The 25187-nt window shown below is 53.7% G+C and carries 24 protein-coding genes; 10 read left to right on the forward strand and 14 right to left on the reverse strand.

Going from position 1 to position 25187, the window contains the following annotated elements; genetic code table 11:
- Positions 1-47 precede the first annotated feature (47 nt).
- Genes KQI75_RS11125 through KQI75_RS11160 form a run of 8 tightly spaced genes read right to left on the reverse strand, consistent with a single transcriptional unit; the run spans position 48 to position 6288 of the window.
- Positions 48-449, reverse strand: a complete 402-nt coding sequence (locus KQI75_RS11125) for a F0F1 ATP synthase subunit epsilon (protein WP_216470871.1) — start codon at positions 447-449, stop codon at positions 48-50.
- Positions 449-1846, reverse strand: coding sequence for a F0F1 ATP synthase subunit beta (atpD, locus tag KQI75_RS11130; protein ID WP_216470872.1), 1398 nt, complete (start codon positions 1844-1846; stop codon positions 449-451). The genes KQI75_RS11125 and atpD overlap by 1 nt, the downstream gene beginning before the upstream one ends.
- Positions 1837-2817 (reverse strand): ATP synthase F1 subunit gamma, encoded by a 981-nt coding sequence (gene atpG / locus KQI75_RS11135; protein ID WP_216470873.1) that lies wholly within the window; start codon positions 2815-2817, stop codon positions 1837-1839. Before atpG ends, atpD begins: the two co-directional genes overlap by 10 nt.
- Positions 2805-4322 carry a F0F1 ATP synthase subunit alpha gene (gene atpA / locus KQI75_RS11140; protein ID WP_246566624.1) on the reverse strand — a complete coding sequence of 506 codons (1518 nt, stop codon included), beginning with the start codon at positions 4320-4322 and terminating at the stop codon, positions 2805-2807. The genes atpG and atpA overlap by 13 nt, the downstream gene beginning before the upstream one ends.
- Before the next feature lie 5 nt (positions 4323-4327).
- Positions 4328-4843, reverse strand: a complete 516-nt coding sequence (gene atpH, locus KQI75_RS11145) for an ATP synthase F1 subunit delta (RefSeq protein ID WP_216470875.1) — start codon at positions 4841-4843, stop codon at positions 4328-4330.
- The gene (gene atpF, locus KQI75_RS11150) at positions 4840-5328 is read right to left on the reverse strand and encodes a F0F1 ATP synthase subunit B (protein ID WP_216470876.1); all 489 of its coding nucleotides are present in this window, start codon (positions 5326-5328) and stop codon (positions 4840-4842) included. The genes atpH and atpF overlap by 4 nt, the downstream gene beginning before the upstream one ends.
- 16 nt (positions 5329-5344) lie before the next feature.
- The gene (gene atpE / locus KQI75_RS11155; protein ID WP_246566627.1) at positions 5345-5560 is read right to left on the reverse strand and encodes an ATP synthase F0 subunit C; all 216 of its coding nucleotides are present in this window, start codon (positions 5558-5560) and stop codon (positions 5345-5347) included.
- A gap of 41 nt (positions 5561-5601) precedes the next feature.
- Positions 5602-6288: a F0F1 ATP synthase subunit A gene (locus KQI75_RS11160; RefSeq protein ID WP_216470877.1), complete on the reverse strand. Its 687-nt coding sequence runs from the start codon at positions 6286-6288 to the stop codon at positions 5602-5604.
- 227 nt (positions 6289-6515) lie between these two features.
- On the opposite strand from KQI75_RS11160, the gene KQI75_RS11165 reads away from it, so the two are divergent.
- The 6 genes from KQI75_RS11165 (at position 6516) to KQI75_RS11190 (ending at position 14506) form a co-directional block, all read left to right on the forward strand.
- A complete protein-coding gene (locus tag KQI75_RS11165) occupies positions 6516-8129 on the forward strand; it encodes an ATP-binding protein (RefSeq protein ID WP_216470878.1) in 1614 nt (537 codons plus the stop codon).
- Between the two features lie 18 nt (positions 8130-8147).
- Entirely contained in the window at positions 8148-8834 is a 687-nt protein-coding gene (locus tag KQI75_RS11170; RefSeq protein ID WP_216470879.1) for a response regulator, read from the forward strand.
- A 66-nt stretch (positions 8835-8900) separates the two neighbouring features.
- Positions 8901-11123, forward strand: a complete 2223-nt coding sequence (gene ppk1, locus KQI75_RS11175) for a polyphosphate kinase 1 (RefSeq protein ID WP_216470880.1) — start codon at positions 8901-8903, stop codon at positions 11121-11123.
- A gap of 165 nt (positions 11124-11288) precedes the next feature.
- Positions 11289-12752: a hypothetical protein gene (locus KQI75_RS11180; protein ID WP_216470881.1), complete on the forward strand. Its 1464-nt coding sequence runs from the start codon at positions 11289-11291 to the stop codon at positions 12750-12752.
- 16 nt (positions 12753-12768) lie between these two features.
- A complete protein-coding gene (locus tag KQI75_RS11185; RefSeq protein WP_216470882.1) occupies positions 12769-13626 on the forward strand; it encodes a substrate-binding domain-containing protein in 858 nt (285 codons plus the stop codon).
- A 115-nt stretch (positions 13627-13741) separates the two neighbouring features.
- Entirely contained in the window at positions 13742-14506 is a 765-nt protein-coding gene (locus KQI75_RS11190; RefSeq protein WP_216470883.1) for a helix-turn-helix transcriptional regulator, read from the forward strand.
- A 53-nt stretch (positions 14507-14559) separates the two neighbouring features.
- Here KQI75_RS11190 and upp read toward each other — a convergent pair whose 3' ends face one another.
- Genes upp through KQI75_RS11210 form a run of 4 tightly spaced genes read right to left on the reverse strand, consistent with a single transcriptional unit; the run spans position 14560 to position 18054 of the window.
- Positions 14560-15189 carry a uracil phosphoribosyltransferase gene (upp, locus tag KQI75_RS11195; RefSeq protein WP_216470884.1) on the reverse strand — a complete coding sequence of 210 codons (630 nt, stop codon included), beginning with the start codon at positions 15187-15189 and terminating at the stop codon, positions 14560-14562.
- A gap of 5 nt (positions 15190-15194) precedes the next feature.
- Positions 15195-15932 carry a tRNA (adenosine(37)-N6)-threonylcarbamoyltransferase complex dimerization subunit type 1 TsaB gene (gene tsaB / locus KQI75_RS11200; RefSeq protein WP_216470885.1) on the reverse strand — a complete coding sequence of 246 codons (738 nt, stop codon included), beginning with the start codon at positions 15930-15932 and terminating at the stop codon, positions 15195-15197.
- Positions 15929-16360 carry a tRNA (adenosine(37)-N6)-threonylcarbamoyltransferase complex ATPase subunit type 1 TsaE gene (gene tsaE / locus KQI75_RS11205; protein WP_246566630.1) on the reverse strand — a complete coding sequence of 144 codons (432 nt, stop codon included), beginning with the start codon at positions 16358-16360 and terminating at the stop codon, positions 15929-15931. The genes tsaB and tsaE overlap by 4 nt, the downstream gene beginning before the upstream one ends.
- A gap of 23 nt (positions 16361-16383) precedes the next feature.
- Complete coding sequence (locus tag KQI75_RS11210) at positions 16384-18054, reverse strand: formate--tetrahydrofolate ligase (protein WP_216470886.1); 1671 nt, start codon at positions 18052-18054, stop codon at positions 16384-16386.
- Positions 18055-18373: 319 nt separating this feature from the next.
- On the opposite strand from KQI75_RS11210, the gene KQI75_RS11215 reads away from it, so the two are divergent.
- The 4 genes from KQI75_RS11215 to KQI75_RS11230 all read left to right on the forward strand — a co-directional run bounded on the left by KQI75_RS11215 (position 18374) and on the right by KQI75_RS11230 (position 23152).
- Entirely contained in the window at positions 18374-19597 is a 1224-nt protein-coding gene (locus KQI75_RS11215) for an FtsW/RodA/SpoVE family cell cycle protein (RefSeq protein WP_216470887.1), read from the forward strand.
- A 76-nt stretch (positions 19598-19673) separates the two neighbouring features.
- Positions 19674-20951: a 2-hydroxyacyl-CoA dehydratase subunit D gene (locus tag KQI75_RS11220; RefSeq protein ID WP_216470888.1), complete on the forward strand. Its 1278-nt coding sequence runs from the start codon at positions 19674-19676 to the stop codon at positions 20949-20951.
- Positions 20944-22602, forward strand: a complete 1659-nt coding sequence (locus KQI75_RS11225) for an acyl-CoA dehydratase activase (RefSeq protein WP_216470889.1) — start codon at positions 20944-20946, stop codon at positions 22600-22602. Before KQI75_RS11220 ends, KQI75_RS11225 begins: the two co-directional genes overlap by 8 nt.
- Positions 22603-22615: 13 nt before the next feature.
- On the forward strand, positions 22616-23152 hold the full coding sequence (locus KQI75_RS11230; RefSeq protein ID WP_216470890.1) for a histidine phosphatase family protein: 537 nt from the start codon (positions 22616-22618) through the stop codon (positions 23150-23152).
- A gap of 64 nt (positions 23153-23216) precedes the next feature.
- Here KQI75_RS11230 and KQI75_RS11235 read toward each other — a convergent pair whose 3' ends face one another.
- Together KQI75_RS11235 and KQI75_RS11240 are read right to left on the reverse strand one after the other, a co-directional pair.
- Positions 23217-24374 (reverse strand): DUF4317 domain-containing protein, encoded by a 1158-nt coding sequence (locus tag KQI75_RS11235; protein ID WP_216470891.1) that lies wholly within the window; start codon positions 24372-24374, stop codon positions 23217-23219.
- Between the two features lie 75 nt (positions 24375-24449).
- Complete coding sequence (locus KQI75_RS11240; protein ID WP_216470892.1) at positions 24450-25064, reverse strand: DUF5067 domain-containing protein; 615 nt, start codon at positions 25062-25064, stop codon at positions 24450-24452.
- Positions 25065-25187 lie beyond the last annotated feature (123 nt).

A 25187-nucleotide genomic window follows, 5' to 3' on the forward strand; every position in this document is an offset into this window, starting at 1 on the left:
TCGGGATTTTGTATTGTATATCGATATTAAGAGAGAGAGAACAAAATTTATTTTCCGGATGCTTTCAGACGTGCCATCGCACGCGCCAGTGCTGCCTTGGAGTGATAATACTCCTGAATGCTCTGCTGCTGGCGCAGACGCTCTTCTGCACGCTGCTTTGCACGTTCTGCACGTGCGCGGTCAATTTCATCCGGACGTTCTGCAGTAGATACCAGCATGATGGCATAATCCGGCATGATCTCTGCAAAGCCCTGTGTGACAACGATTTCTTTCCATGCGCCGTCCACACAGTACCGTACATTGCCCGGCTCCAGCGCCGTGACAATCGGCTCATGTCCCGGCTGTACGCCGTACTGACCGTCCAGTGCGGGCAGGACAATGCCTTCCACATTTCCTGTGAAAAACTGCTTTTCCGGGGTGATGATTTCCAGATAGAGCGTCTTAGCCATTAAACTGCCCCCTGTGCGCGTGCCTTTTCACGGACTTCATCGACGGTGCCGACCATAGAGAAGGCAGACTCCGGATATTCGTCCAGTTCGCCGCCGAGCAGAGCCTCAAAGCCATTGAGTGTGGCATCCAGCGGCACATAGCGTCCTTCCAGACCGGTAAAGGTTTCTGCAACGAAGAACGGCTGAGAGAAGTACTGCTGCATACGGCGTGCGCGGTCAACCGTCTTGCGGTCATCTGCGCTCAGTTCTTCCATACCGAGGATGGCAATGATGTCCTGCAGCTCGCGATAGCGCTGCAGCAGTTCCTGTGCGCCGCGGGCAACCTTGTAATGGCGCTCACCGACAACGTCCGGCTCCAGAATACGGGAAGTGGACTCCAGCGGATCGACAGCCGGATAAATGCCCTGTTCTACAATCTTACGAGACAGAACCGTGGTGGCATCCAGATGTGCAAATGTGGTAGCCGGAGCAGGGTCGGTCAGGTCATCGGCAGGGACATAGACAGCCTGTACCGATGTGATCGCACCGTCACGCGTCGAGGTAATACGCTCCTGCAGCGCGCCGACCTCATCCGCCAGCGTCGGCTGATAGCCAACGGCGGAAGGCATACGGCCCATCAGGGCGGACACCTCAGAACCTGCCTGTACATAACGGAAGATGTTGTCTACGAACAGCAGCACGTTCTGCTTCTGGCGGTCACGGAAGTACTCTGCCATGGTCAGTCCGGTCAGCGCAACGCGCATACGTGCTCCAGGCGGTTCGTTCATCTGACCGAACACCAGCGCGGTGTTGTTCAGTACGCCGGATTCGCCCATTTCACGCCACAGATCGTTGCCCTCACGGGTGCGTTCGCCGACGCCGGTAAAGATGGAGTAGCCGCCGTGCTCTGCGGCAATATTTCGAATCAGCTCCTGAATCAGGACGGTCTTGCCGACACCGGCGCCGCCGAACAGACCGATTTTACCGCCGCGGGCATATGGAGCTAGCAGGTCGATGACCTTGATGCCGGTTTCCAAAATCTCGGTGGTTGGATTCTGGTTTGCAAAAGCCGGCGGTTCACGGTGAATGGACCATTTTTCATCGGTCTGTACCGGACCTTTTTCGTCAATCGGCTCACCCAGTACATTGAACAGACGACCCAATGTACCTTCGCCGACAGGAGTTTCAATTGTATGACCGGAGGCGATAACAGTATCGCCGCGGCCCAGGCCTTCACTTGGGGACAGCATGATGCATCGAACGGTGTCTCCGCCGACATGCTGCGCAACCTCCATGACCTGCTTTTTGCCGTCCAGCTCGACGGTCAGCGCTTCATTGATTTCCGGCAGCTTGCCGCCGTCAAACTCGACGTCGACAACTGGTCCGAGCACCTGTGCTACAGCGCCTTTCAGTTCCATGATTCGTTCCTCGCTTTCTGTGCGCGGCTGCCGTCTGCAAGAAAACGGACAACACGCGCCGGCTTTTCCCGGCGGAGCGGCGGGCGTTCCGCTTTCTGCGTCTGTGCGCCGCCGACAATCTCTGTAATTTCCTGCGTAATCGCAGCCTGACGGGCGCGGTTATAACGCAGGGAGAGCTCCTTTAACATATCTCGTGCATTGTTGGTGGAAGAATCCATCGCCGTCATGCGGGCGTTCTGCTCGGAGCAGAACGACTCTACCATGGCGCCAAACAGCACGCCTTTGACGTAACCCGGAACGATTTGGCTCAGTACCTTGTCCGCACTCGGGACATAGGTAACGGTCTGGTGGTATGGTTCATCCTCGCCGGGACGCGGTGACCACGGGAAAGCGTCAATATCCAGCGGCAGGAGCTTTTGCATTTTCGGCTCCAGCCGCATCGGGGTAATCATTTCAGTATATACAATATAGACCTCATCCAGCTGGTTCTCACGAAACAGCTTGATAAACAGCTCTGTGATGTCGCGGGCGCGCGGGATGTTTGGATCCTGCGCGGTGTACATAAATTCACCGTCAATGCGCATGCCGCGCTCTGCAAAATATACTCTGCCGACCTGACCGATGACAAACAGGGTCGAGTTCGGCGTTTTGGCAATTTGCTCCTCTGCCAAATGCAGAACATTGTGGTTGTATGCACCGGCCAGACCTTTATCGCCGGTGATGACGATATAGCCAACTTTGTGTTCAGCAACATCCGGACGCTTATCAAAATAGATATGCTCCATTTCCGGTGTGTGGTGCAGAATGTCCGCAATTGTCGAGGTGATTTTGGTGAAGTACGGCTGTACATTGTTGAGCTGCTGGCGCGCCTTGCGCAGCTTGGAGGAGGAGATCAGGTACATCGCATTGGTAATCTTCAGCGTTTGCTGTACGCTGTCGATTCGTGTACGGATTTCCTTTATGCCTGCCATGATGCGCTCACCTGTTCTTTATAGGACTCCAGTGCCTTGCGAATCTGTTCACCTGCCGTGCCGGGGAGCGTGCCGGTGGACTGGATTTCTTCGACAAGTGCGCTGTTTTCGGACTGAAGCGTATCTGCAAAATCCTTGACAAATTTATTTGCGCGATCAAGCGGGACATCCGAGAGCAGTCCGTTGGTTGCGACATACAGAATCACAGCCTGCTTCCAAACCGGCATCGGATGGTACAGCGGCTGCTTGAGGATTTCCATCAGCCGCTTGCCGTGATCCAGTGCCTGACGGGTCTCTTCGTCCAGATCCGAGCTGAACTGGGTAAATACTTCCAGCTCGCGGAAACGTGCCAGATCAATACGAAGGGTACCGGAGGTTTTCTTGATTGCCTTGGTCTGTGCAGAACCGCCGACACGGGATACCGACAGACCGACGTTGACAGCCGGACGCTGACCCGAGAAGAACAGGTCATTTTCCAGATAAATCTGACCGTCTGTAATAGAAATAACGTTGGTTGGAATGTATGCGGATACATCACCGGCCAGTGTTTCGATGATCGGAATAGCGGTCATCGAGCCGCCGCCGTATTCCTTGGTCAGGCGGCAGGCACGCTCGAGCAGACGGGAATGCAGATAGAATACATCGCCCGGATAGGCTTCACGGCCTGGGGAGCGGCGGAGCAGAAGCGAAAGGGTACGGTATGCAACCGCGTGCTTGGACAGATCATCATATACAATGAGGACGTCCTTGCCCTTGCTCATGAAATACTCGCCGATGGCAGCACCGGCATACGGTGCAATGTACTGCTGCGGCGCAGAATCTGCCGCGGTCGCGGATACGATAATACTGTAATCCAGCGCACCGGCCTTTTCCAGTGTGCCGCGCAGCTTGGCAACCGTCGATGCCTTCTGACCGATGGCAACGTAAATACAAATCATGTCCTGACCCTTCTGGTTCAGGATGGTGTCAATCGCGATGGATGTTTTACCGGTCTGGCGGTCGCCGATGATTAACTCACGCTGACCGCGTCCAATCGGAACCATGGAGTCAATGGCCAAGATACCCGTCTGCATCGGCTGATTAACCGGTTCGCGGGAAACGACGCCGGAAGCCTCATGCTCAATCGGGCGGGTTTCGGTGCAGGCAATCGGGCCGAGGCCGTCAATTGGGTCGCCCAATGCGTTGACGGTACGGCCGATCATCGCATCGCCGACCGGAACATCTGCTGCACGGCCGGTGCGCTTGACGATGGAACCCTCGTGCAGACCTTCTTCGCTGCCGAGCAGGACAACGCCGACGCTGTCGCGCTCCAAGTTCAGCACAATGCCGCGGACACCGGTCTCAAACTCAACCAGTTCGCCGTAAACGGCGCGGTCGAGACCGTATACAGTCGCAATGCCGTCGCCGATTTCGAGCACTGTGCCGGTCTCTGCGCGGCGGGTGCGGCTGTCATATTGTTCAATCTCCTCTTGGAGAATGGATATAATTTCGTCTGAATGATTCAAGCTGTTCACCCCTCTTGCAGACTTTGCGCCAGGGCATGAATGTGCCCGCGGACGCTCTTATCATAGGTTACCCCGTCAAGTTCAAAGACAAAGCCGCCAAGGACTTCGGGGTCCAATACAATTTCAAAAGTAAGGGACTGATAGCCGTGCTTTTTGCAAAGCAGTTTCGCCAGTTTGCTGAGCGCGTCATCGCCCGGATCGCGCACACAGCGCAGGACGCAAAGTCCCTCTCCGTGCTGCCGCATCTCCAGCTTCCGGTATTCGTCTACGATTTCCGGAAGGAGAGAAAAGCGGCTTTTTTCAGCCAACAGTCCGTAAAAATTTTTCAGATGTTTGTCATCTGTGAAGTCCGGCAGGCGGTTGAGCACTGCCTTCTTTTCCTTCGCCTGTACAGCGGGACTGCACAGCGCTTCCCAAAGGGGAGCGCTGTCCATCAAATACTGTGCCGTTTGTCTCAGGCTGTCTACTGAGCAGCCGCAGTTATGAAGGGCGGCCGCATAGCGGCGTGCCGTCGTACTCATAACTCGTCACCCGCTTCGTTCAAAAAGGAATCGAGCATGGTGCGGTCTGCGTCTGCGTTCATGGCGTGCTGAGACACCTTGGCGGTGGTCAGCAGAACCAGAGCGGCAATCTGCTGCTTGGCGGACTTGAGCATGGCCTCGCGGTCTGCTTCGCGCTGACGCGCAGCCTGTTCGTTGAGGCGCTGAATGTCCTTTTCCGCCTCGTTCATGCGGCGGCTGTATGCGAGATCCGCACGCTTGCGTGCTTCCTCTATGATACGGGATGCTTCGCCGCGGGCATCTGCCAGCTGCTGGGTGTATTCCGCCTTCTGCTTTTCCGCGTCAGCCAGACGTTCATCCGCCTGATCCAGCGTGTCAGCAACGCTCTTTGCTCGGTTGTCCAGCATCTTGGTGATGGGGCCGAACAGGAACTTTTTCATCAGCAGGAACAGAATGAGCAGATTGACAAACACCCAGATGATTTGCCAGTTTAAATTCAGGATCATCGGGTTTCGCCTCCGATCAGCCCATGAAGATCAGCAGAATACCAATCAGGAAGCCGTAAATAGCGGTTGCCTCTGCCAGTGCACAGCCAAGAATCAGGTTCTGGCTGATCTTGCCGGCAGCTTCCGGCTGACGAGCGATGGATTCCGAAGACTTACCGGTTGCAATGCCGATGCCGATACCAGCACCAATACCAGTCAATACTGCCAAACCTGCGCCAATTGCTACGTTCATTTTAATTTCCTCCTAAATTTCAAATACGATAGGTTGTTTACTTAATCCAAAGATTCCGAAAGGAATAGGGTTGTCAGGAACACAAATACGATTGCCTGCAGCATGCCGTCAAACACATCAAAATAGAGGCTGAACGGAATAGGTAAAACGACAGGCATCAGCATTTTGAGCAGTTCCATGATGACGAAGCCTGCAAAGATGTTGCCGAACAGTCGCATGCACAGCGACAGCGGGCGAATGCCGATTTCCATGACATTGAGCGGTGCGACGATAGCGACCGGCTGACCGAACTTTTTCAGTCCGCCGCCCAGACCGTGATACCGGAACTGTGCACCATAGATGAGGATTGCACTCATGACTGCCAGACCGGCTGTGACGTTCAAATCCTTGGTTGGAGGCGTGACGCCGAACAGACCGGAGATATTGGCAAGACCCAAGTACAGGCCGACTGTTCCGAGGTACGGAGCGAAGGTGCGCCAGTATTTCTCGCCGAGTGTGTTCTTGCAGAATCCGTTGATGAAGCCGACAAAGGTTTCAGCCGCGACTTGACGGCGGCCAGGCTTGCGGTTCAAGCCGCGTGTCAGCCAGATGGCGAGCGCCGTCAGAATGGCCATGATGACCCAAGTAATGACGGTCGACTGCGGTACCGGAATCCCGCCGAACAGCGGAATGTCAAATGCAATCTTACTTTGCAGCTGCGCATTGAGTTCCGCTTTGATTTCTTCCAATGATGCATCACCACTTTCTTGCTTTTCAATCTGCCCCCTATTTTAGTCACCGCAAATCGGTAAAACAAGCTTAAAAAACTAAAAAAAATAAAAAATGCACATATTGCCTATTTCTTATAAAATATCAAAAGCAGATTTGATAACATTTCACCAGAATTTTGGAGGTTTGCCGAAATCTAGGGAATGTGGTATGATAAAAAGAAAAACTGTGCGGAGAGGTTTTGCATATGGAAAAGGAAAAAATTGCAAATTCGACGATATATAATCAGGTTCGCACCATCCTTGTGCAAGGAATCGTCGTTGCACTGTTACTTTCGCTCGGCGCGAATTTGATTTTGAGCTTCAGACAGGAAAATGAAGCGCGCGATCAGTCGTTAATCAGCGCAGCGCAGGTCATGGCGAACGCGCCGGTTCTCATGGATCATATTGACACAAAACAAGCGAATGAATATATAAAACGTACCGTGGACAGTGTGTCCAGTATTGACGTGCTGGCGGTATATGACCCGACGGGAGAGCCGATTGCTTTCTATGATCTTGCTTCCGGCTCACATGACGTGTCGCAGCTCGCACCGCTCAGCGAGGACATTATGGATAATCTGACGCAGGATGATTCCACACTGCTGCACAACAGCGATGCGCCGTCCGGCACAGACCGCTGTGCGTATGCGGCGATTTATTCGACAGACGGGAAAATCAGCGGCTTTACGATGGCGGGCATCTATATGCGCTCCATTCGCAAGATGGTTTTTCTCACGTTGCTGTCACATGTGCTGGTCGGTGTTGCGGCGCTGTTTTTCGGCGGCATGCTTAGCCTGCGCCTGTCGCGCCGCATCAAGGACGATTTGCTTGGCTATGAGCCGAACGACTTCCGCCGTCTGTTTCTGCAGCAGATGGATATTTTGGACGGACTGGACGAGGGCATTCTTGCAATTGACAAAAACAGCACGGTGGTGTACTTGAACCGCGCGGCATCAGACATGCTGCGCATCAGCGTCGACGAGGCGATTGGACAGCCGCTCAAGGTGATTTATCCGCGCTCTACTATAGCTCGCGTCATGCGCACGGGAAAGCCCGAATACAACATCAGCTTGGAATCCATCACACACGTCTCTGTGATTTCTGACCGCATTCCGCTGCGGCGGGACAATCAAATCGAAGGCGCCGTTGCGATTTTCCGCAATCGAACCGAAGTTACGCGGCTGGCGCAGGATTTGACCGGCGTACAGCATATTTTGGAGGCGCTGCGGGCGTATACACATGAATTCACCAATAAGCTGCATGTCATTTTGGGGCTGATGCAGCTCAAGGAATACGATCGGGCAGAGGAATATGTGCTGCGCATCACACAGACACGCGCGCAGTCGATTGATTATATTCGGGACCGCATTCACGACCCGACCATTGCGGCGCTGCTCATCGGCAAAGCGTACCGCGCTGCGGAGCTGGACATTCGATTTTCTCTGGATCCCGCCAGCGTATTATATGGAAACGGACAGTTTATGCCGGTTACGGCGATGATTACCGTGCTCGGCAATCTGATAGAAAACGCGTTTGATGCCATGCGCGGCGCGCCGACGGATGTGCCGAGTGAAGTCACCGTCAGCATTCGAGAGGGAGCACGCGGACTGCTGCTCAGTGTCGATGATACCGGTCCGGGCATGACAGAGGAGGTCAAGCAGCGCCTGTTTGAGCGCGGCTTTTCCACAAAGGGCGAGGGACGCGGCACGGGTCTTGCCCTTGTACAAGAAATGATAGAGGCATATCATGGAACCATCCGTGTAGAATCGGAGCTTGGCGTGGGCACGTCCTTTATTATTACGCTGACCGAACAATCCTGACAGATAGGAGAGAGACTATTGTATCGTACCGTTATTGTAGAAGATGATCCTGTGATTACGCTGCTCAATCGCCGATATATTGAAAAAGACGAGCGTTTTTGTGTGGTGCAGACGTTTTCCGCCGCACATCCGGCGCTGTTCTGGCTGCGCAGCAATCCGGTGGATCTCATCATTTTAGATGTCTATATGCCGCAGATGAATGGTTTGGAGCTGCTGCGCATGCTGCGGGCAGAGGGCGTAGATTCGGATGTCATTATGGTGACGTCCGCGAATGACGCGGAGACCATTGAAGCGCTGATGCGCCTCGGCGTCACGGACTATCTCATCAAGCCGTTTGGACTGGAACGCTTTCAGCTCGCATTGGATACATTTTGCAATCGAAAAAATGCGATTCATGACAGCGCACAGGGCGCCTTCACGCAAAATAAGCTGGATCGTGCGCTGCTGCACATTTCGGCACCGGTGCCGCAGACCAAGAGCGCGCCGCCCAAAGGACTGCAGGCAAAAACGTTGGAGCGCATCAAGCTGTATTTGCAGCAAAATCCCGGCGGGCACACCTGCGATGACATTGCGGGGCATGTGGACTTGTCGGTTGTCACGGTGCGGCGCTATGTAAACTATTTGGTGGAACAATCTATCATCAGCAGCGATATGGATTACAACACCGGCGGCCGGCCGTGCATCGTATATCACGCAGAAAATTAAGGGTCGAAATTTGTCCGGTACTGCGGTATAATAACAAGTAGACAAGACCGGAAGGAGGCGGTTGCCATGCTGCCTATGCATTTGATGGTAAACCGAGAATTGAGTTGGCTGGAGTTTAACAAGCGCTGTCTGTCGGAGGCATTGCGGCAGGATGTGCCGCTGTTTGAGCGTCTGAAATTTGCCGCCATTTATTTTTCCAATCTGGATGAATTTTTCATGGTTCGTGTCGGCTCGCTGACCGATCAGAGCATGATAGAGCCGAATAAGCTGGATGACAAGACCGGATGGAATGCCGCCCAGCAGGTAGAACACATGCTGGATATGATTCATTCGTTTGAGCCGATGACGGAACAGGCGTATCAGTCGCTGCAGGAGGAGTTCAAGCAGCATGGCATTGACTTTATTGACTTCCGCAAGCTGAGCCAGATGGATGAAATCATCTCGCGCAAGTATTTTGCGGAGGAAGTCAAACCGCTGCTCTCGCCGCAGATTGTAGACCGCCACCATCCGTTTCCGTTTTTGCGCAACAAAGAAAAATACGTATTTTCCTGTCACATCACCAAAAACGGTGGCGAACGCTTTGGCATCGTGCCGATTGGTCATTTGCCGGATTATTTTGCCGTCAATATGAACGGACGCACAAAAGTATTTTTTACCAATGACATTGTCGAACACAATTTGTATCAGCTGTTCCTCAAGCAAAAAATTGTGGAGCATACCACCGTGCGCGTCACGCGCAATGCGGACATTGCCATAGATGAAGCGTTGCTTGACTATGACATGGACTTTCGCGGTGTGATGCAGGAGCTGCTCAAAAAGCGCCGGCGTCTGTATGCGGTTCGCCTGCAGTTGTCGAGCAAAGCGGCGCGCATACAAAAGTATTTGCGCGAGCATTTGGAGCTTACACAGGGCGGCGTTTTTGTTCAGAAAATTCCGCTGGATTTCGGATTTGGATTTTCTCTGGCGGGAAAGACCGAGATACAAAATCCAGATCTGTTTTATCCGCCGCGCAAGCCGCAGGAGCCGGATATGTATCATCAGAACATCCCGATGCGGCAGCTGGCGCAGCAGGAATTGCTGCTGGCATATCCGTTTCACAGCTGCAAGCCGTTTTTAAATATGCTGTACGAGGCGGCAGATGATCCGGAGGTTGTATCCATCAAAATTTCTCTGTATCGTCTGGCGGGACACAGCAAGGTGGTCTCTGCACTGTGTCATGCGGCGGATCGGGGAAAAGATGTGCTATGCATGCTGGAACTGCGCGCCCGCTTTGACGAACAGAGCAATATTGACTATTCCGCTATTTTGGAAGAAGCCGGATGCCGTGTGATTTATGGTCTGAGCGACTATAAAGTGCATGCGAAGCTGTGTGTAATTACGCGCAAAAATGCTGCGGGAGACATCAGCTATACAACACAGGTCGGCACAGGAAATTATAACGAAAATACCTCTGAGCAGTATACCGATTTATGTTTTATCACAAATGACAGCGGCGTGGGACGCGATGCCGTCAATATCTTTAATCATCTGTCCCTCGGAGAGACAACACCGGAGACCGAGGCGCTGTGGGCGGCGCCGCATTGCTACCGTTCCCGCGTGCTGGAGCTGCTGGATCGAGAAATTGACATTCAGAAAAACGGCGGGCACGGCTATATTGCCATCAAAATCAACTCGTTCAACGATGTCGGCATTATGGAAAAGATGGTGGAGGCGTCACAGGCAGGTGTGGAAATTCATCTGTATGTGCGCGGCATCTGCTGTCTGCGTCCGGGTATCAAGGGGTATACAGAGACCATCACGGTTCGCGCGTTGCTCGGCAGATATTTGGAGCATTCCCGTATTTTTGTATTTGGAGAGGGCGAACGGCAGCGCATTTTTCTCGGCTCCGGCGATTTGCTCAACCGCAATACCAGACGGCGCGTTGAAATTTTTGCGGAGCCGAAATCACAGGCTGTGCGCGAGCAGCTGCTGCACATCCTTGCCATGACGGAGGCGGACAACTGCCAGTCGTGGCTTATGCAGCCGGACGGAACCTATCAGCGCGTGCAGCGGGCGGAGGGAGAACCGTGCGTCAACAGCCAGATGGAGCTGTACGATTATTTTACGATACATGCAAATCCTGTTTTGCCGCAGCAAACGCCGGAAAACCAGAAAATACAACAAGAAAAAGAAACGGTAGCGCGAACCATGGAACAGCTGCGCGCCAAAGAACACAAGCAGGAAACCGAAAAACCGAGTCTGTTCAAACGCATTTGGCGTGCACTGTTCGGGAACAAACACGAAGAATAAACCGCATAGACAGCACAGCCGGCATCAAAAACCGGCTGTGTTTTTGGTTTCTTAAGAAATTCTGAAGATTGATTCGACAAAGAAATTGTTAACACACCATGTCTTGACAGGGCAGGTACATATGATAAAATAGAATAAGTTTAGATGATGGCAGGAGGAGACAAGATGATAAAACGCATCGCAGGCATGGTGGCGGTATCGGTCGTGCTGAGCGGCGCCATTGCGCTGTACGCGCCGGCGCTCACCACGCGGCAGACACAATCGGACGAAAATGCCGAGCCGCAGATGACTTTGCAGCCTGCTGCACAACAGGTTGCCTATACCATTCCGGAGCGGATTTCGGCAGACTTGGCGAGTGGTGCGCAGGACGTCCTGCAGCCTGCTGCGGCGTATAAAAAAATCTTTCCCTATGCGGCAAGCATCGTCGGCTGGAAGGATGACGGCACGCCGGTGTATCGATATGCCATAGCAGATGCAGACGGAGAACAGCTGACGCAGGCAGTGTACACGCAGGCGCAGCGCGCGCGGTGCGGCAGCAAACAGGTATGGCTGCTCACATCTGTTGCCGCGGACGGCAGCACGCAGATGACCTGTGCGGCAGACGATGGCAGTTGGGTCATCGGGCCGATTACAGGCACGATTGCGGTAAAAGACAGCTGTATTTTGCGGCAATTATCCGGCGAAAGCGTCACGACGGTGTACAATGGGGACGGCAAAAGTCTGGGCAGCGTGATGGGTTCCATGCAATCCTGCGCAGACGGCGTTCTGGTCAGTGAACAGGAGCTGGACGGCAAAAAAACGTGGTATTTTTATGATGCGTCGACGATGGCGGCGCTGACGCAGATTGATGCCGTGCAGGTCGGTGCGTTTTCCGGCGGCAGTGCAACTGTGCAGGTCTCGGAAGGTCAGTGGGGAGCTGTAAACAAGAAGGGCGTCATTACCCTGTTCAACCGCGTCGTCTGGGCGGATGAAATGCGCGGCGGCTATGCGCTGGCGAAAGACACAAACGGTAAATTCGGCGTCGTCGATGCGGCGGGAAAAGTCGTTTTGGATTTTACATACAGCAACGGCAAGCACTGCGGTGACAGCGAGGCACTGTATCAGCTGTGGACGGCGCAGGACAGCTGCGAAGTGGTCAGCGTGGGCTGGAAAAATAAAAAATTAGTTTTGCCGAGCGATGTCAAGGGACAAGAGCTGACACCGCTTCCGGATAATTATTTCGCGTATACCAACGCGGCGGGACATTCCGTGATTTTTGATGATCTCAAAAGTATCGAGTTGGAAGGTGAAGCGGTGTTTTATCAGCAAAATGGCAAGCTGATTGGCGCGATGAGCGAAGGCTACCAGATTTTTGATTTGGATGAGGAAACGCTCAGCGGACTGCGGGCGTATGCATACATGGCATGCGACACGGAAGCCGCGGAGAAAGACGGTTACTTCACGATTGTCAATCCGGTGACCGGATTGCAGGGAATCGGCAATACAAAGGCCAAGACAGTACTGCGCGCGGGCTATGACAGCATTGAAAGTGTCGGTGGCGGATATTTTACCGCCGTACAAAACGGCTGGACAGGAATTATAGACTCGCACGGAACATGGATGCTGCGGACACAGCTGACCGGCGTGTAAAGGAGGAGGGAAAAACATGAAAAAACAACTCCTTGCCGCGGCGCTGTGCTGTGCCGTGCTGACGGGCTGCGGTGCGGCTCCGGAGCCATCCGGCAGCGCACAGATGCAGATCGAACAAACCGTTGTCGATAAGATTTCCAATGATTTTACGCTGGGAAGCAGCGCAGCGCTCAAATTGCCTGCGGGATTGGCGCGTGCGGCGGCGTGCGGAGAGACTTATGAAGACGCGGCGCGCGAGGTACTGACGATGCAAAACAGCGATGCCGCATGGGATGCCCTGCTGGCGGGTGATGTGGATGCTGCCATTGGCTATGTCCCATCGGAACAACAGCAGCAGCGTCTTAAAGAGCAGGGAATTACCTTGCAAAAAATCGGTACCGATGCGCTGGCGATTGTGGCGGGCGGCACCGAGCAGCCGGTTTCGCTGACCAAGAGCGAAGTGCTGCAGGCGTTTGCACAGCAGTCGGATACTTGGAAAGGCTATGCCGCTGCGAAAAATAGCGACAGCCGCAAGCTGTTCGCAGCTGTCTTTGGTCAGGACTGCGCCGGTGTGACAACCAAGCAGGGGGAGGATACGCTGACGGCGGCGTGTCCGCACACGGCAGGAACGCTGTGTTATATGACGTATGCCGCGCTCATGCAGAATGGTCAGCCGGAGCAGACGACGGTTGTGACCGTGGACGGCAAACTGCCGGACGAGGACGGCTATGCGCTGACGTGCGATGTGTATGCGGCGGTACGGCAGGATGCCCAGCCAAACGATGCGGAAACCGTGTTTGTCAATTGGCTTGCAACGGAAAAGGGAATGGCATGGCTGCATGAGGCGATACAGGGCACGCTGACGCAGGAGACACAGATGCCGGATGCTTCGTGATAGAATTTTCTTGACAGTTGGGGCACAACATGATAAGATAACACTATATTAGTAGAACAAAGGCGTTTTACGGGATTACTCCGTAAGACGTCTTTTTTGTTTGGAGGCGAAAACGTTGCATATTCAGGAAGCCAATGACTGGGTGATTTTCAACAACATCACATATCAAATTCATCAGATTGCAGATTTCGGGCAGATGTGTCGGAATTTTTTGGAGCAGATGCGGCTGCTTATGAATTTTGACGCGGCAGTTTTTTATTATTCTTCCGATGCGGATTTGCCAAAACTGACGCAGGCTGTCTGCTGCGGGTATCCGGAACAGACGGCACAGGAGTATTTGCAGGCATATCAGGCGAAAGATTTCAGCCGCGGGCTTCTCATGGGCGGAAAGAGCATGGTATATCGGGACAACGATATTTTTTCCGCGGACGAGCTGGAAAAGACCGAATGTTTTCAGCGGTTTTCCAAAGCAGAGGGGTTTCAGCACAGCGTGCATGTCCTGCCGGCGTTTGAAGGCAAAGTGCTCGCGAAAATCTCGTTTTATCGCGCGGCAGATGCGCCGGATTTTGTCTATGATGATGTGTTTCTGTTGGATATGGTCAAGGAGCATCTGGCGCTGCGCATCGCGCGCTGCTATGAGGAGCATGTCCGGCAGCATGAAAAGCTGAGCATTCACGAATGCGAGGAGCAGTTCCGGCTGACGGCGCGCGAAACGACAATTTTGGGCCTGCTCATGCAGGGACTGCCCAACGATGTCATTTGCGGACAGCTGACCATCACGAACAATACGCTCAAAAAGCACATTTTGAACATTTACAAAAAGCTGAGCATTCGAAACCGAACCCAGCTGTTCAAGATGGTGCGGGAATACCCCGATTGACGGACATGAAAAAAGACCGACGCCGCAGCGTCGGTCTTTTTGTTTATACGAATTTACTTGGTACCAAACAGACGGTCACCGGCATCGCCTACGCCCGGAACGATATAGCCCTTGTCGTTGAGCTTCTCGTCGATGGCTGCGCAGTAGATGTCAACATCCGGATGCTGCTCCTGAATTACGGAGATAGACTCCGGAACAGCCAGAATGGACAGCAGCTTGATGTTCTTGACGCCGTAGTTCTTAAGGAACTGGATGGCAGCGTTTGCGGTGCCGCCGGTAGCCAGCATCGGGTCAACAACGATAACGTCGCGGCTCTCGATGTCATTCGGCAGCTTGCAGTAGTATTCTACCGGCTGCAGGGTATCCGGATCGCGGTACAGACCGATGTGACCGATCTTTGCGCTCGGAATCAAGTCCAGAATGCCGTCTACCATGCCGAGACCTGCGCGCAGGATGCAGACAACTGCCAGCTTCTTGCCGGAGATGTAACGAACCTTTGCGTGTGCAATCGGTGTCTCGATTTCGACCTCCTTGAGCGGCAGATCGCGGGTAGCCTCGTAGCAAAGCAGGGAAGAAATTTCCTCTACTGCCTCGCGGAATTCTTTGGAACCGGTGTACTTATCGCGCATGAGGGACAGCTTGTGTACGATCAGCGGATGATCCATAACGTGAACCTGTGCCATGATTATTACTCCTTTTTCATAGATGATTTTGCGGCCTGTTCTGCTTCGCGTGCGAGCCGTTCGCGCACAGCCTGCGGCTGGCGGAGATAGCTCGGCAGTAATGCGGCGGCAGAGACCATCTTGCCTTCCTGCGCCAGATGATATGCTTCCATCGCGGCTCCCCAAGCACAGGGATATACCAGACCCGACGGAGCGGCCATGACATCCAATTCGTCAGAAAGACTAAAATTATTATAACATATTTGCGTGCCATCTCCAACCAAAAGAACGGATTTTCCGAGAGAAATCAGCTCTTTTTTTAAATCTTCCATGGAAATGGCGCGATCCGGCGTCAGACGGTGCAGAGCGCCGCCGGTATAGTCAAATAGCGCATTGTACAGCTGCCCGCGGCGCGCGTCCATAACCGGACAAATCAGGCGGTCGGTGAGCGGTGCGACGTTCCATGCGGCACCGGCCAAGCTGGATACACCGACGCACGGAATGTTTTTGGCATCCGCGATGCCCTTCGCCGTCGAGACGCCGATGCGGACGCCGGTAAAGGAACCGGGACCTGTTACGCAGGCGATGACGTCAATATCCGCCAGCGTCATCTGCGCAGAGGTCATGATGTGGTCAATCATCGGCAGCAGCGTGGCGCTGTGCGTCAGACCACAGTTTTGAAACGACTGCGCCAACAGCTTGGTATCTTCCGTGATGCACACGGAGGCGGACAGAGAGGAAGATTCCAGTGTTAAAATGTTCAATGCAGTTCGCCTCCTTTGATGGTAATGATGCGGACATCCTCCGCCTCGCCGCGGCGAATGTCCACGGTGATACAGTCCTCTGGCATTGCACCGGAGACATTTTCGCTCCATTCAACGAGCAGGATGGTGTCACCGTCAAAATAGTCGTCCCATCCGATGTCATACAGCGCGTCCTCGTCTAAGATGCGGTACATATCAAAATGGCAGACACGGCACAGCTCGGTCTCATACTCGTTGACGATGGCGAAGGTCGGACTGGTGACGCGGCCGGTATATCCGAGCGCGTGCAGAAAGCCGCGGCAAAATGCCGTTTTTCCTGCGCCCAAATCGCCGGTGAAAGCGACCACAGCACCGGGGGACAGCCGACTCGCCAGCTGTCCGCCCGCCTGCTCGGTCTCTGTGACGTTGTGTGTTAGAATCTGAATCATGAATGATAAACTTTCCTGTAAATTTAGAACAGACCTGTAATCTTGCCGTCCGCATCGACGTCAATGTTGAACGCCGATGGGGTGCGCGGCAGACCCGGCATCGTCATGACCTTGCCGGTCTCACAGACAACAAAGCCTGCACCTGCGCTGACGCGGGCGGTGCGGATGTTGATGTTGAATCCGGTCGGTCTGCCGAGCTTCTTCGGGTCGTCGGTCAGAGAATACTGCGTTTTTGCCATGCAGACGGGCAGGTTGCCGTAACCAAGGCTCTCAATCGCCTTGAGAGACATTTCTGCGGACGGGGAATAGGTCACGCCGTCTGCGCCGTAAATTTCTCTGGCGATGGTCTCAATTTTTTCCTTGAGCGGCATTTCGTCCGGATACAGCATCTGGAACTGCGACTTGCCGCTGTCTGCTTCTTCCATAACCATCTGCGCCAGCTCTATGCCGCCGTCTGCGCCCTTGGTAAATACCTCGGACAGGGAATAGCGTGCACCCATGTCCTCGCAGACATGACGCAGGAACTCGATTTCGTCGTCGGTATCGCTCGGGAAACGGTTGATGGCAACGACAACCGGCACATGGAACTTGCCGATGTTCTCAATGTGCTTCTGCAGGTTGACACAGCCAGCCTTGAGGGCGTTGAGGTTTTCTGTGTTCAGTTCCTCCTTTGGCACGCCGCCGTTGTACTTGAGCGCGCGAATGGTCGCAACAATAACGGCGCAGTCCGGCTTGAAGCCAGCCTTGCGGCACTTGATGTCAAAGAACTTCTCAGCACCGAGGTCAGCACCGAAACCGGCCTCTGTAATGGTATAATCCGCAAGCTTGAGTGCCAGACGGGTGGCAACGATGGAGTTGCAGCCGTGTGCGATGTTGGCGAACGGGCCGCCGTGCATCAGACAGGGAGAACCGTCCAGTGTCTGTACCAGATTCGGTTTGATGGCGTCCTTGAGCAGAGCGCACATCGCGCCGTCCACCTTGAGGTCGCGGGCAAAGACCGGAGAACCGTCGTAGCGGTATGCGACCAGAATGTCACCGCAGCGCTTTTTCAGGTCGGATAAGCTGGTAGCGAGACATAAGATTGCCATGACCTCGCTGGCTACCGTAATCATGTAATGGTCCTCGCGCGGAACGCCGTTGACCGAGCCGCCCATGCCGACGATGATGTTGCGCAGGGCGCGGTCATTCATATCGACAACGCGGGTGAAGATGATGCGGCGCGGGTCAATTTCCAGTGCGTTGCCTTGCTGCATGTGGTTGTCAATCATGGCGCACAGCAGATTGTTTGCCGCGCCGATGGCGTGCATATCGCCGGTGAAGTGCAGGTTGATGTCCTCCATCGGGACGACCTGTGCGTAACCGCCGCCTGCGGCGCCGCCCTTGATGCCGAATACCGGACCGAGCGACGGCTCACGCAGGGCAATGATGGCGTTTTTGCCCATCTTGTTCAGCGCCTCGCCGAGACCAACAGTTGTTGTTGTTTTGCCTTCTCCTGCCGGTGTCGGGTTGATGGCGGTGACGAGAATCAATTTGCCGTCCGGCTCGTCCTTCAGGCGCTTCCATGCGTCATCGGAGATTTTTGCCTTATACTTGCCGTAGTATTCCAGCTCATCCTCCAAAAGTCCTGCCTTTTCGGCAACTTTGCCGATGGGAAGCATCGTACAGTTTTGCGCAATTTCAATATCACTCAGCATATCCAAAAACTCCTTTAGTTTTTATCATCCACGTAATCGTCCCGCCCATGTCAGATGGACGGTCGGAAGCCAAAGCCGTAGGAATCATACCTAGTATAGCATAAAATGCATATAAATTTAAGAGCAAAATCAAAAGAATCAAAAAATGAAGAAAAAACAATGGCGGCAGGACGGCTTGTGATTTTTGTGACAAAAAAGTATTTACCGCTTGGCGGAAAGGTGGTATGATAAGAAGGAATGAATTTGAGGACGAATGCTGCGGCATTTGCGGCATTTGCGGAAGCGGGGGGAACTGCTTTCCGGAAAGGACATCGGTTTCATGCAAAAAATAAAAGAAAGTATTGGACGGTATTTTGGCACGCTGGACTATATTCTGCTGTTTCTGGCGCTCGCTTGCTCGGCGTTTGGCTTGGTTCTGATTTTTTCCGCCACCTATGCGATGGACGGCGGTAGCGCCAAGTATATCGCGGTGCAGTCGATTGCAATTGTGCTGGGTCTGGTCGGCTTTGTCATCGTGTCGTCCATCGACATTGAAAAGTATACGCCGATGTGGCGGCTGGTGTACATCATCAACATTGTGTTCCAGCTGTCGCTGGTTGTATTCGGCTATGAAAACGGCGGCAATAAGAGCTGGCTGCGGTTTGGCAGTCTCGGCATTCAGCCGGCGGAGCTCGGCAAGCTGCTGTTTGTCTTTACATTTGCCAAGCACATCAATCTGCTGCGGTACAAGCTCAACAAGGTAAGCAGCCTCGTGCAGTTTGGTCTGCATCTGATTCTCATGATGGCAGCGATTATCCTGCCGTCCAAGGATGTCGGCATGTCGCTGCCGTATGTTTTTATTGCCGTTGTCATGCTGTTTGCGGCGGGACTCAGCCTCAAATGGTTTGCGGGCGGTATCATCCTGACTTGTGCGGCGGTTCCGATTTTGTGGCAGAGTCTGGGAACATTTCAGCGCAATCGAATTCTCGTGCTGTTTAATCCGAGCGTTGCGCCGGATACCTATTGGCAGCAGCAGCAGAGCCGCATTGCCATTGGCTCCGGCAAGCTGCTCGGCGCAGGATTTCTCAAGGGCAACGAGACGCAGAACAACATGCTGCCGGCAAAGCAGACCGACTTTATTTTCGGCGTTGCCGGAGAGGAATGGGGACTGGTCGGCTGTCTGGTCATTGTCGCACTGCTCATGGCGCTGATTATTCGCATCTATTATATTGCATTTCATGCACCGAGTCAGATTTCCAGCTTGATTTGCGTCGGCATCGGCAGCATGCTGCTGTTCCAGACCTTTGAGAACATTTTTATGTGTCTGGGCATTGGACCGGTTATGGGTCTGACGCTGCCGCTGTTCAGCTACGGCGGATCTTCGGTTGTGACGAATTATCTGGCGATTGGCATTGTTGTAGGCATTTCTCAGCGCAGCAAACGGCACAGACGGCACGGTCTGGACGGCGCGGAGGAGCTTGTCGTGGAGACCGAGAAGCAGGAGCTGCGCTCGTTTGCAGATAAAGCCAAACAGCTACTGCAGCAGCTCAAGAAAAAGAAATAGACCATGATTTACTGTGAAAACAGGTACGTTTGCAAAAAGCGTACCTGTTTTTGGGATAATACGAAAGAAGGGTGTTATGAATATTGTAGATGTATTTGGCGGATATGTAGACAAGTTTAGCCAGACCAGCCCGTCGCGGGCGCGCTGGCTGCTGCGCACCGGCTGGGAAGCGCAAAAAATCCGCCAAAAATTGACAACGGATAAAATGCTCATGCCGGCGGATCGCTATCTCGCGGAGCTCATGATGAATACCATGATTCGGCCGCTCAAAACGCCGGAGCAGTCGGCAATTGTCAGCATTTTCACACCGTGCGAGCTGCTGCAGGAAGCGGGGCTGTATCCGTATAACGTAGAGGGCTTTTCCTGCTATCTGGCAGGCACACACATAGAACGCAGCTGCATCCAGCAGGCGGAAAACAGCGGCCTGTCCGAAACGCTGTGCAGCTATCATAAAACCTTTCTTGGCGCGGCGGAAAAAGGACTGCTGCCAAAGCCGAAGTGTATTGTGTATACCAATCTCGTCTGTGATGCCAATCTTGTGACGTTCCGCGCGCTGGCGGAGCTGTTTGACGTGCCGGCATTTGCGATTGATGTGCCGATGCAGCAAAATGCGGACAATGTGCGCTATGTCGCAGACCAGCTGCGCGAGCTGGCAAAGTTCTTGGAGCAGCAGACGGGAAAGAAAATAGACATCAGCCGCGTAAAACGGCGTGTTGCGCGCACCCAGCGCACTATGCGCAATTATGATGCGTTTCAGACCAAGCGCGCGGACAGATATATTCCGGCCGATTTGGTGTCTCCGCTGTATGCGGGCATGACGGGAAATATTCTGCTCGGCACACAGGAGGAGCTGCACTATACACAAATGCTGCTGCGCGATGTCGAGCGGGCGAAGCCTGCAATGGGCAAGCGTATTTATTGGATGCACACGATTCCGTACTGGTCGGATGCCGTTGCCAAACAGCTTCGATTGCGCGAGGACGCGCAGATTGTCGGCTGTGAGCTGGCGCACAATTATCCGCCGGAGCTGGAATTTGATCCGGCGCAGCCGTTTGAAGCGATGGCAAAGCGCATGGTATATCATGCGCTTAACGGCGGCATCAAGCGCCGTATTGAGACGGGTATTTACCACGCCAAGCAGGTGAAGGCGGACGGCGCTGTGTGGTTTGCGCATTGGGGCTGTAAGCACACGCTGGGCGGCGCGCAGATTGCCAAGCGCATGTTTGAGGAGGCGGGCATTCCGCTGCTTATCCTGGACGGTGACGGCTGTGACCGCAGCCACGGCGGCGAAGGACAGACCGCGACGCGCTTGGGAGCCTTTCTCGAAATGCTGGGAGGTGCAGAACATGAATAAGACATTTTACGTCTGTAAATACACCCCGATTGAGCTGCTGCAGGCGTTCGGCGGTGTGTGTGACAACGTCAATCATATGCCGGAAGGCTTTGAACAGGCGGATCGAATTGCGCATCCGAACCTGTGCGGCTTTGGCAAAGCTCTGCTCGAAGCGGTCATGACGGGGCAGGTCAAAGAATTGGTGCTCGTCAATTGCTGCGACACGATTCGCAGTGTATATGATATTCTTGAGGCGTCGGGAAAGATGGATTTCCTGTATATGATAGATATGCTGCACTGCGGCGATGCGTGCAGCCGCGCGCGCACGGTCACACAGCTCAAAGCACTCGCCAAGGCATACGGTGCATATAAGGGAACGCAGTTTGACGAGGCGGCATTCCGTGCGGCGTTTGTGCCGAAGGACAAGCCGAAGGGCGCATACCTGACGGTGCTGGGCGCGCGTATGGGTGCAGAACTGTTTGACATGGTGCAGCAGGTAATGCCGCTGCCGGTTGTCAATAACAGCTGTGTGCACAATCGCTCGGTCGGAGAAATCGCTCCGCCGGAACAGCTTTCATTTGATGAACTTATGGACTGGTATGCAGGCGAGCTTCTGCATCAGATGCCGTGCATGCGCATGGTAGACAATACCGGACGCAAACAGCTGTACCATGACGAAAATCTGCGGGGTATCATTTATCACACGGTCAAATTCTGCGATTTTTATAGTTTTGAGTACGCAGAGCTCAAACAGCACACGGCGCTCCCACTGCTCAAGATTGAGTCGGATTATACCGTGCAGAGCAGCGGTCAGCTGCTCACACGCTTGGAGGCCTTTGCGGAGAGCATCGCGCCGGAACAGATGGAAGGAAAGGAATGCAAGATGGGCAAAGGATTTGCGGCAGGCATCGACAGCGGCTCGACCAGCACCGATGTCGTGATTTTGGATAAAGACAAACACATGGTGACCGGTATTATTTTGCCGACCGGCGCCGGTGCGGCAATTGGTGCGGAACGCGCTTTGGAACAGGCGCTGGACAGTGCCGGACTGACGCGCGAGGATATTGATGCGCTGGTGACCACCGGATATGGACGCACGGCAATTGAAAGCGGAGACAAGAGCATTACGGAAATCACGTGTCATGCGCGCGGTGCGCATTATCTCAATCCGGATGTTCGCACGGTGATTGACATTGGCGGACAGGACAGCAAGGTTATTCGCTTGGATGAAACCGGCGCTGTAGTCAATTTTGTCATGAATGACAAGTGCGCGGCGGGCACAGGCAGATTCTTGGAAATGATGGCGCGCACGATGGAAATGGATCTGGATCAGATGAGCGTCACGGGGTTAGATTACCAAGAGGACATCACGATTTCCAGCATGTGCACGGTGTTTGCGGAATCCGAAGTGGTTTCGCTCATCGCGCAAAACAAAGCGCCGGATGACATCGTACATGGCTTGAACAAAGCAGTCGCAGCCAAGACGGCAGCGCTGGTACAGCGCGTCGGCGGTGAAGAAAAGTATATGATGACCGGCGGCGTTTCCAAGAATCAGGGATTGGTGCAGACGCTGGAAGAAAAGCTCAGCGCCAAGCTCGTCATCAGCGAAAACGCGCAGCTGTGCGGCGCACTGGGGGCGGCGCTGTACGCCGCGGACATGATTGCGCAGTAATCGGAGGAATGGCATGGGACATTTGTATTTTGTGCGGCACGGAGAGACGGTTTGGAATGTCGAGAATAAAATCTGCGGCGCAACAGATATTGCGCTGACCGATCGGGGACATGAACAGGCGATTGCAACCGGAGAAGAACTTGTCCGGCAGGGCGTGCACATCGACAAAATTTTGTATTCTCCGCTCATTCGTGCAGCGGAAACCGCACGGCATATCTCGGAGATCACCGGCGTGCCGCGGCAGGCAGAACCGCGCCTGACCGAACAGTGCTTTGGCAAGTGGGAATCGACACCGCGCGACGGTGCGGATTTTCGCGAAGCCAAAAAGCAGTTTGTAGAACGGCATGAGGGCGGCGAATCCATGCTGCATCTGGCACAGCGCATCTATAATCTGCTGGATGATGTGTGCGCGGATACAGACACCGTGTATCTGCTCGTCGCACACAACGGCATTGCTCGCGTTGTGCATTCGTATTTTTACGAGATGACCAACGAGGAGTACGCGGGATTTGGCATCAAAAACTGCGAGATTCGCCGGTATGATTTTTAAACGATCAAACGATAAGACAAAAAACATCCTGTTCTGCGTGGTGTACAGAACAGGATGTTTTGCGTTATGCTTCGGTATGCTGTTGTGTTTCGTCGTCAAAGTGAATGCTGACGCCGTTGACTTCCACGCTGTCCTCTGCGCGGATTAGGATGTACTTGATGCCGTCGATGGTCTTGGTCTGCACGAGATCGCGCGCCTGCGGCTTGACGCGAATGGTCACCTCCGGAAGCGTCACATCAAAATGCTTGTCATCAATGATGTTTTTCGGGCTGACCGCTTCGTCCTCGCCAAATTCCGCGTCGAACCGTTCGCGGAACGCTTCGGTGCGCGGCGCGGAAACACCGCAGTCCTCCAATACGGCAGTGACAGTATCCGCGTGAATTTGCAGCGGTTCGGTGATTTTGTTTTCCTTGTGCATGTCGATGAGATTGGTCAGCTGTTCATGCACGGCCTGCACAACTTCCATGCTACATTCTTCCTCCAGCGAGTTGGACAGCAGGGTTTCAAAGCAGGTTTTCTGCTCGGAAGCCGGTTTTGGAACATCGGTGCAGAATACCGTCTCGATAAAGGGGAGAACCGTATCGTCCGGCTTTTTGGTGTAGCACAGTGCGTTGTAAATATTGGTGCTGCGGTCATCAAACGCAGGGAACAGAAATCCAATCTGCGGCGGTGCAACCAGCCAATCTCCGGCAAACGTGTGAAAGTGCTGCTCGTTGTAATCATAGCCCAAGCCCGGCTTGCTTTTTTTGACCGGAGCGATGCTGCACAGAAGATGGGTGAACATCTCCTCCGAGCCGTCCGAAAGCTCGGTGTCATCCTTGGCCTTGTACGGCACATCATAGGCGTTGCAGGCGATGAGGATGAGATAATTTTCCTCCAGAGACACGCAGGAAATCACTTTGTCATAGAATTTTTGCAGCAGTTCTTCATCCTCCAGCTTGGTCTCGCGCAGCTTCATGAGCAAGCCGTGTTCCTCGCTGCCGATTACCTGCTGGTTGCTGAACGCGATGTCAATAAGATTCTTGCCCAGCGTGCCGGACAGTGATTTTTTGAGCAGATTGAGATAGGCATCGGCTTCTTCATCCGTCGCAAGGGCGAGAGACTGCGAAAAGGTCGAGACGATGCTGCGGTTTTCATTGACATAGCAGCCGTATACTTTGGTAATATTATTTCTATCGCGCTTGAGCTGCCGGCGCAGCTCTGCAACTTCTTTCTCATTCATGGTGGACTTCTCCTGTCGGTATGATATAATAGGTGAAATAAAAGAACCTGCGCGGCAGGTTCTTTGTGCAATGGATTACGATGCCGCGGAACCGTCCGGTTCCGTGTCGGCAGTGGATTCTATGGTTAGACCGGTGAGATCCAGCGTGCGGGTCAGCGCCTTGGCGGTGCTGTCACGCAGATCGCGTATTTGCAGGGTGACCGGCAGCGTTTCCGAATTCAGCTTGTAGTACGCCGCGCAGGTGATGGATTTGCCCGGCTCAATGCGGGTCAGCATCGCGGAGTACAAATCATCGGCTCTTTTCGGTGTTGCGTATTCCAAAACTGCGGCGTCGGACAGCGATTCGTTTTCCTCCGGCTGATATGCGTTCGGAATGACCGTGGTGCTGAACGAAGCGGAAGATTTGGAATTGTTCTCAAATTCATATTCTACACACAGAGCGGTGTCGTTGTTTTCGTCCTTGCGGAGGGAATAACCGACAACGGATACGGTGCAGTCGCGGAACGAACGGGTATTCGGGTCTGCATCCTCCTCACCGGAGCCGCTGCCGTCCGTCTCAGTCGGCGTCTGTGCCGCAGAACCGGTCGTGTCGGTGGAAATCGAATCGGGTGCTGCATCGGCAGGCTTGCCGCAGGCAGTCAATGCAACGGTTATCAGACAGAGCAGAAAAAATGCGCTCAGCTTTTTCATGATAAATCCTCCATAGAGTATCAGCAAATGTTAAGTACGTGTTAAGAAAACAATAACAACGTACCATGTATCATATCATTTTTTTTGTAAACTGACAAGGGATAACCGGTGCAGTTTCAAAAA

The organism is Butyricicoccus intestinisimiae (assembly GCF_018918345.1).
In the GTDB taxonomy this organism is placed as follows: domain Bacteria; phylum Bacillota; class Clostridia; order Oscillospirales; family Butyricicoccaceae; genus Butyricicoccus_A; species Butyricicoccus_A intestinisimiae.

What these genes read in the sequence shown, in the direction of transcription:
- KQI75_RS11165 (WP_216470878.1), top strand. Translation starts at nt 6,516, where the DNA reads ATGGAAAAGGAAAAAATTGCAAATTCGACGATATATAATCAGGTTCGC.
- KQI75_RS11180 (WP_216470881.1), top strand. Translation starts at nt 11,289, where the DNA reads ATGATAAAACGCATCGCAGGCATGGTGGCGGTATCGGTCGTGCTGAGC.
- KQI75_RS11230 (WP_216470890.1), top strand. Translation starts at nt 22,616, where the DNA reads ATGGGACATTTGTATTTTGTGCGGCACGGAGAGACGGTTTGGAATGTC.
- KQI75_RS11240 (WP_216470892.1), bottom strand. Translation starts at nt 25,064, where the DNA reads ATGAAAAAGCTGAGCGCATTTTTTCTGCTCTGTCTGATAACCGTTGCA.
- KQI75_RS11185 (WP_216470882.1), top strand. Translation starts at nt 12,769, where the DNA reads ATGAAAAAACAACTCCTTGCCGCGGCGCTGTGCTGTGCCGTGCTGACG.
- KQI75_RS11235 (WP_216470891.1), bottom strand. Translation starts at nt 24,374, where the DNA reads ATGAATGAGAAAGAAGTTGCAGAGCTGCGCCGGCAGCTCAAGCGCGAT.
- atpE (WP_246566627.1), bottom strand. Translation starts at nt 5,560, where the DNA reads ATGAACGTAGCAATTGGCGCAGGTTTGGCAGTATTGACTGGTATTGGT.
- KQI75_RS11210 (WP_216470886.1), bottom strand. Translation starts at nt 18,054, where the DNA reads ATGCTGAGTGATATTGAAATTGCGCAAAACTGTACGATGCTTCCCATC.
- KQI75_RS11220 (WP_216470888.1), top strand. Translation starts at nt 19,674, where the DNA reads ATGAATATTGTAGATGTATTTGGCGGATATGTAGACAAGTTTAGCCAG.
- KQI75_RS11125 (WP_216470871.1), bottom strand. Translation starts at nt 449, where the DNA reads ATGGCTAAGACGCTCTATCTGGAAATCATCACCCCGGAAAAGCAGTTT.
- atpF (WP_216470876.1), bottom strand. Translation starts at nt 5,328, where the DNA reads ATGATCCTGAATTTAAACTGGCAAATCATCTGGGTGTTTGTCAATCTG.
- KQI75_RS11225 (WP_216470889.1), top strand. Translation starts at nt 20,944, where the DNA reads ATGAATAAGACATTTTACGTCTGTAAATACACCCCGATTGAGCTGCTG.
- upp (WP_216470884.1), bottom strand. Translation starts at nt 15,189, where the DNA reads ATGGCACAGGTTCACGTTATGGATCATCCGCTGATCGTACACAAGCTG.
- KQI75_RS11215 (WP_216470887.1), top strand. Translation starts at nt 18,374, where the DNA reads ATGCAAAAAATAAAAGAAAGTATTGGACGGTATTTTGGCACGCTGGAC.
- atpG (WP_216470873.1), bottom strand. Translation starts at nt 2,817, where the DNA reads ATGGCAGGCATAAAGGAAATCCGTACACGAATCGACAGCGTACAGCAA.
- atpD (WP_216470872.1), bottom strand. Translation starts at nt 1,846, where the DNA reads ATGGAACTGAAAGGCGCTGTAGCACAGGTGCTCGGACCAGTTGTCGAC.
- atpH (WP_216470875.1), bottom strand. Translation starts at nt 4,843, where the DNA reads ATGAGTACGACGGCACGCCGCTATGCGGCCGCCCTTCATAACTGCGGC.
- ppk1 (WP_216470880.1), top strand. Translation starts at nt 8,901, where the DNA reads ATGCTGCCTATGCATTTGATGGTAAACCGAGAATTGAGTTGGCTGGAG.
- tsaE (WP_246566630.1), bottom strand. Translation starts at nt 16,360, where the DNA reads ATGATTCAGATTCTAACACACAACGTCACAGAGACCGAGCAGGCGGGC.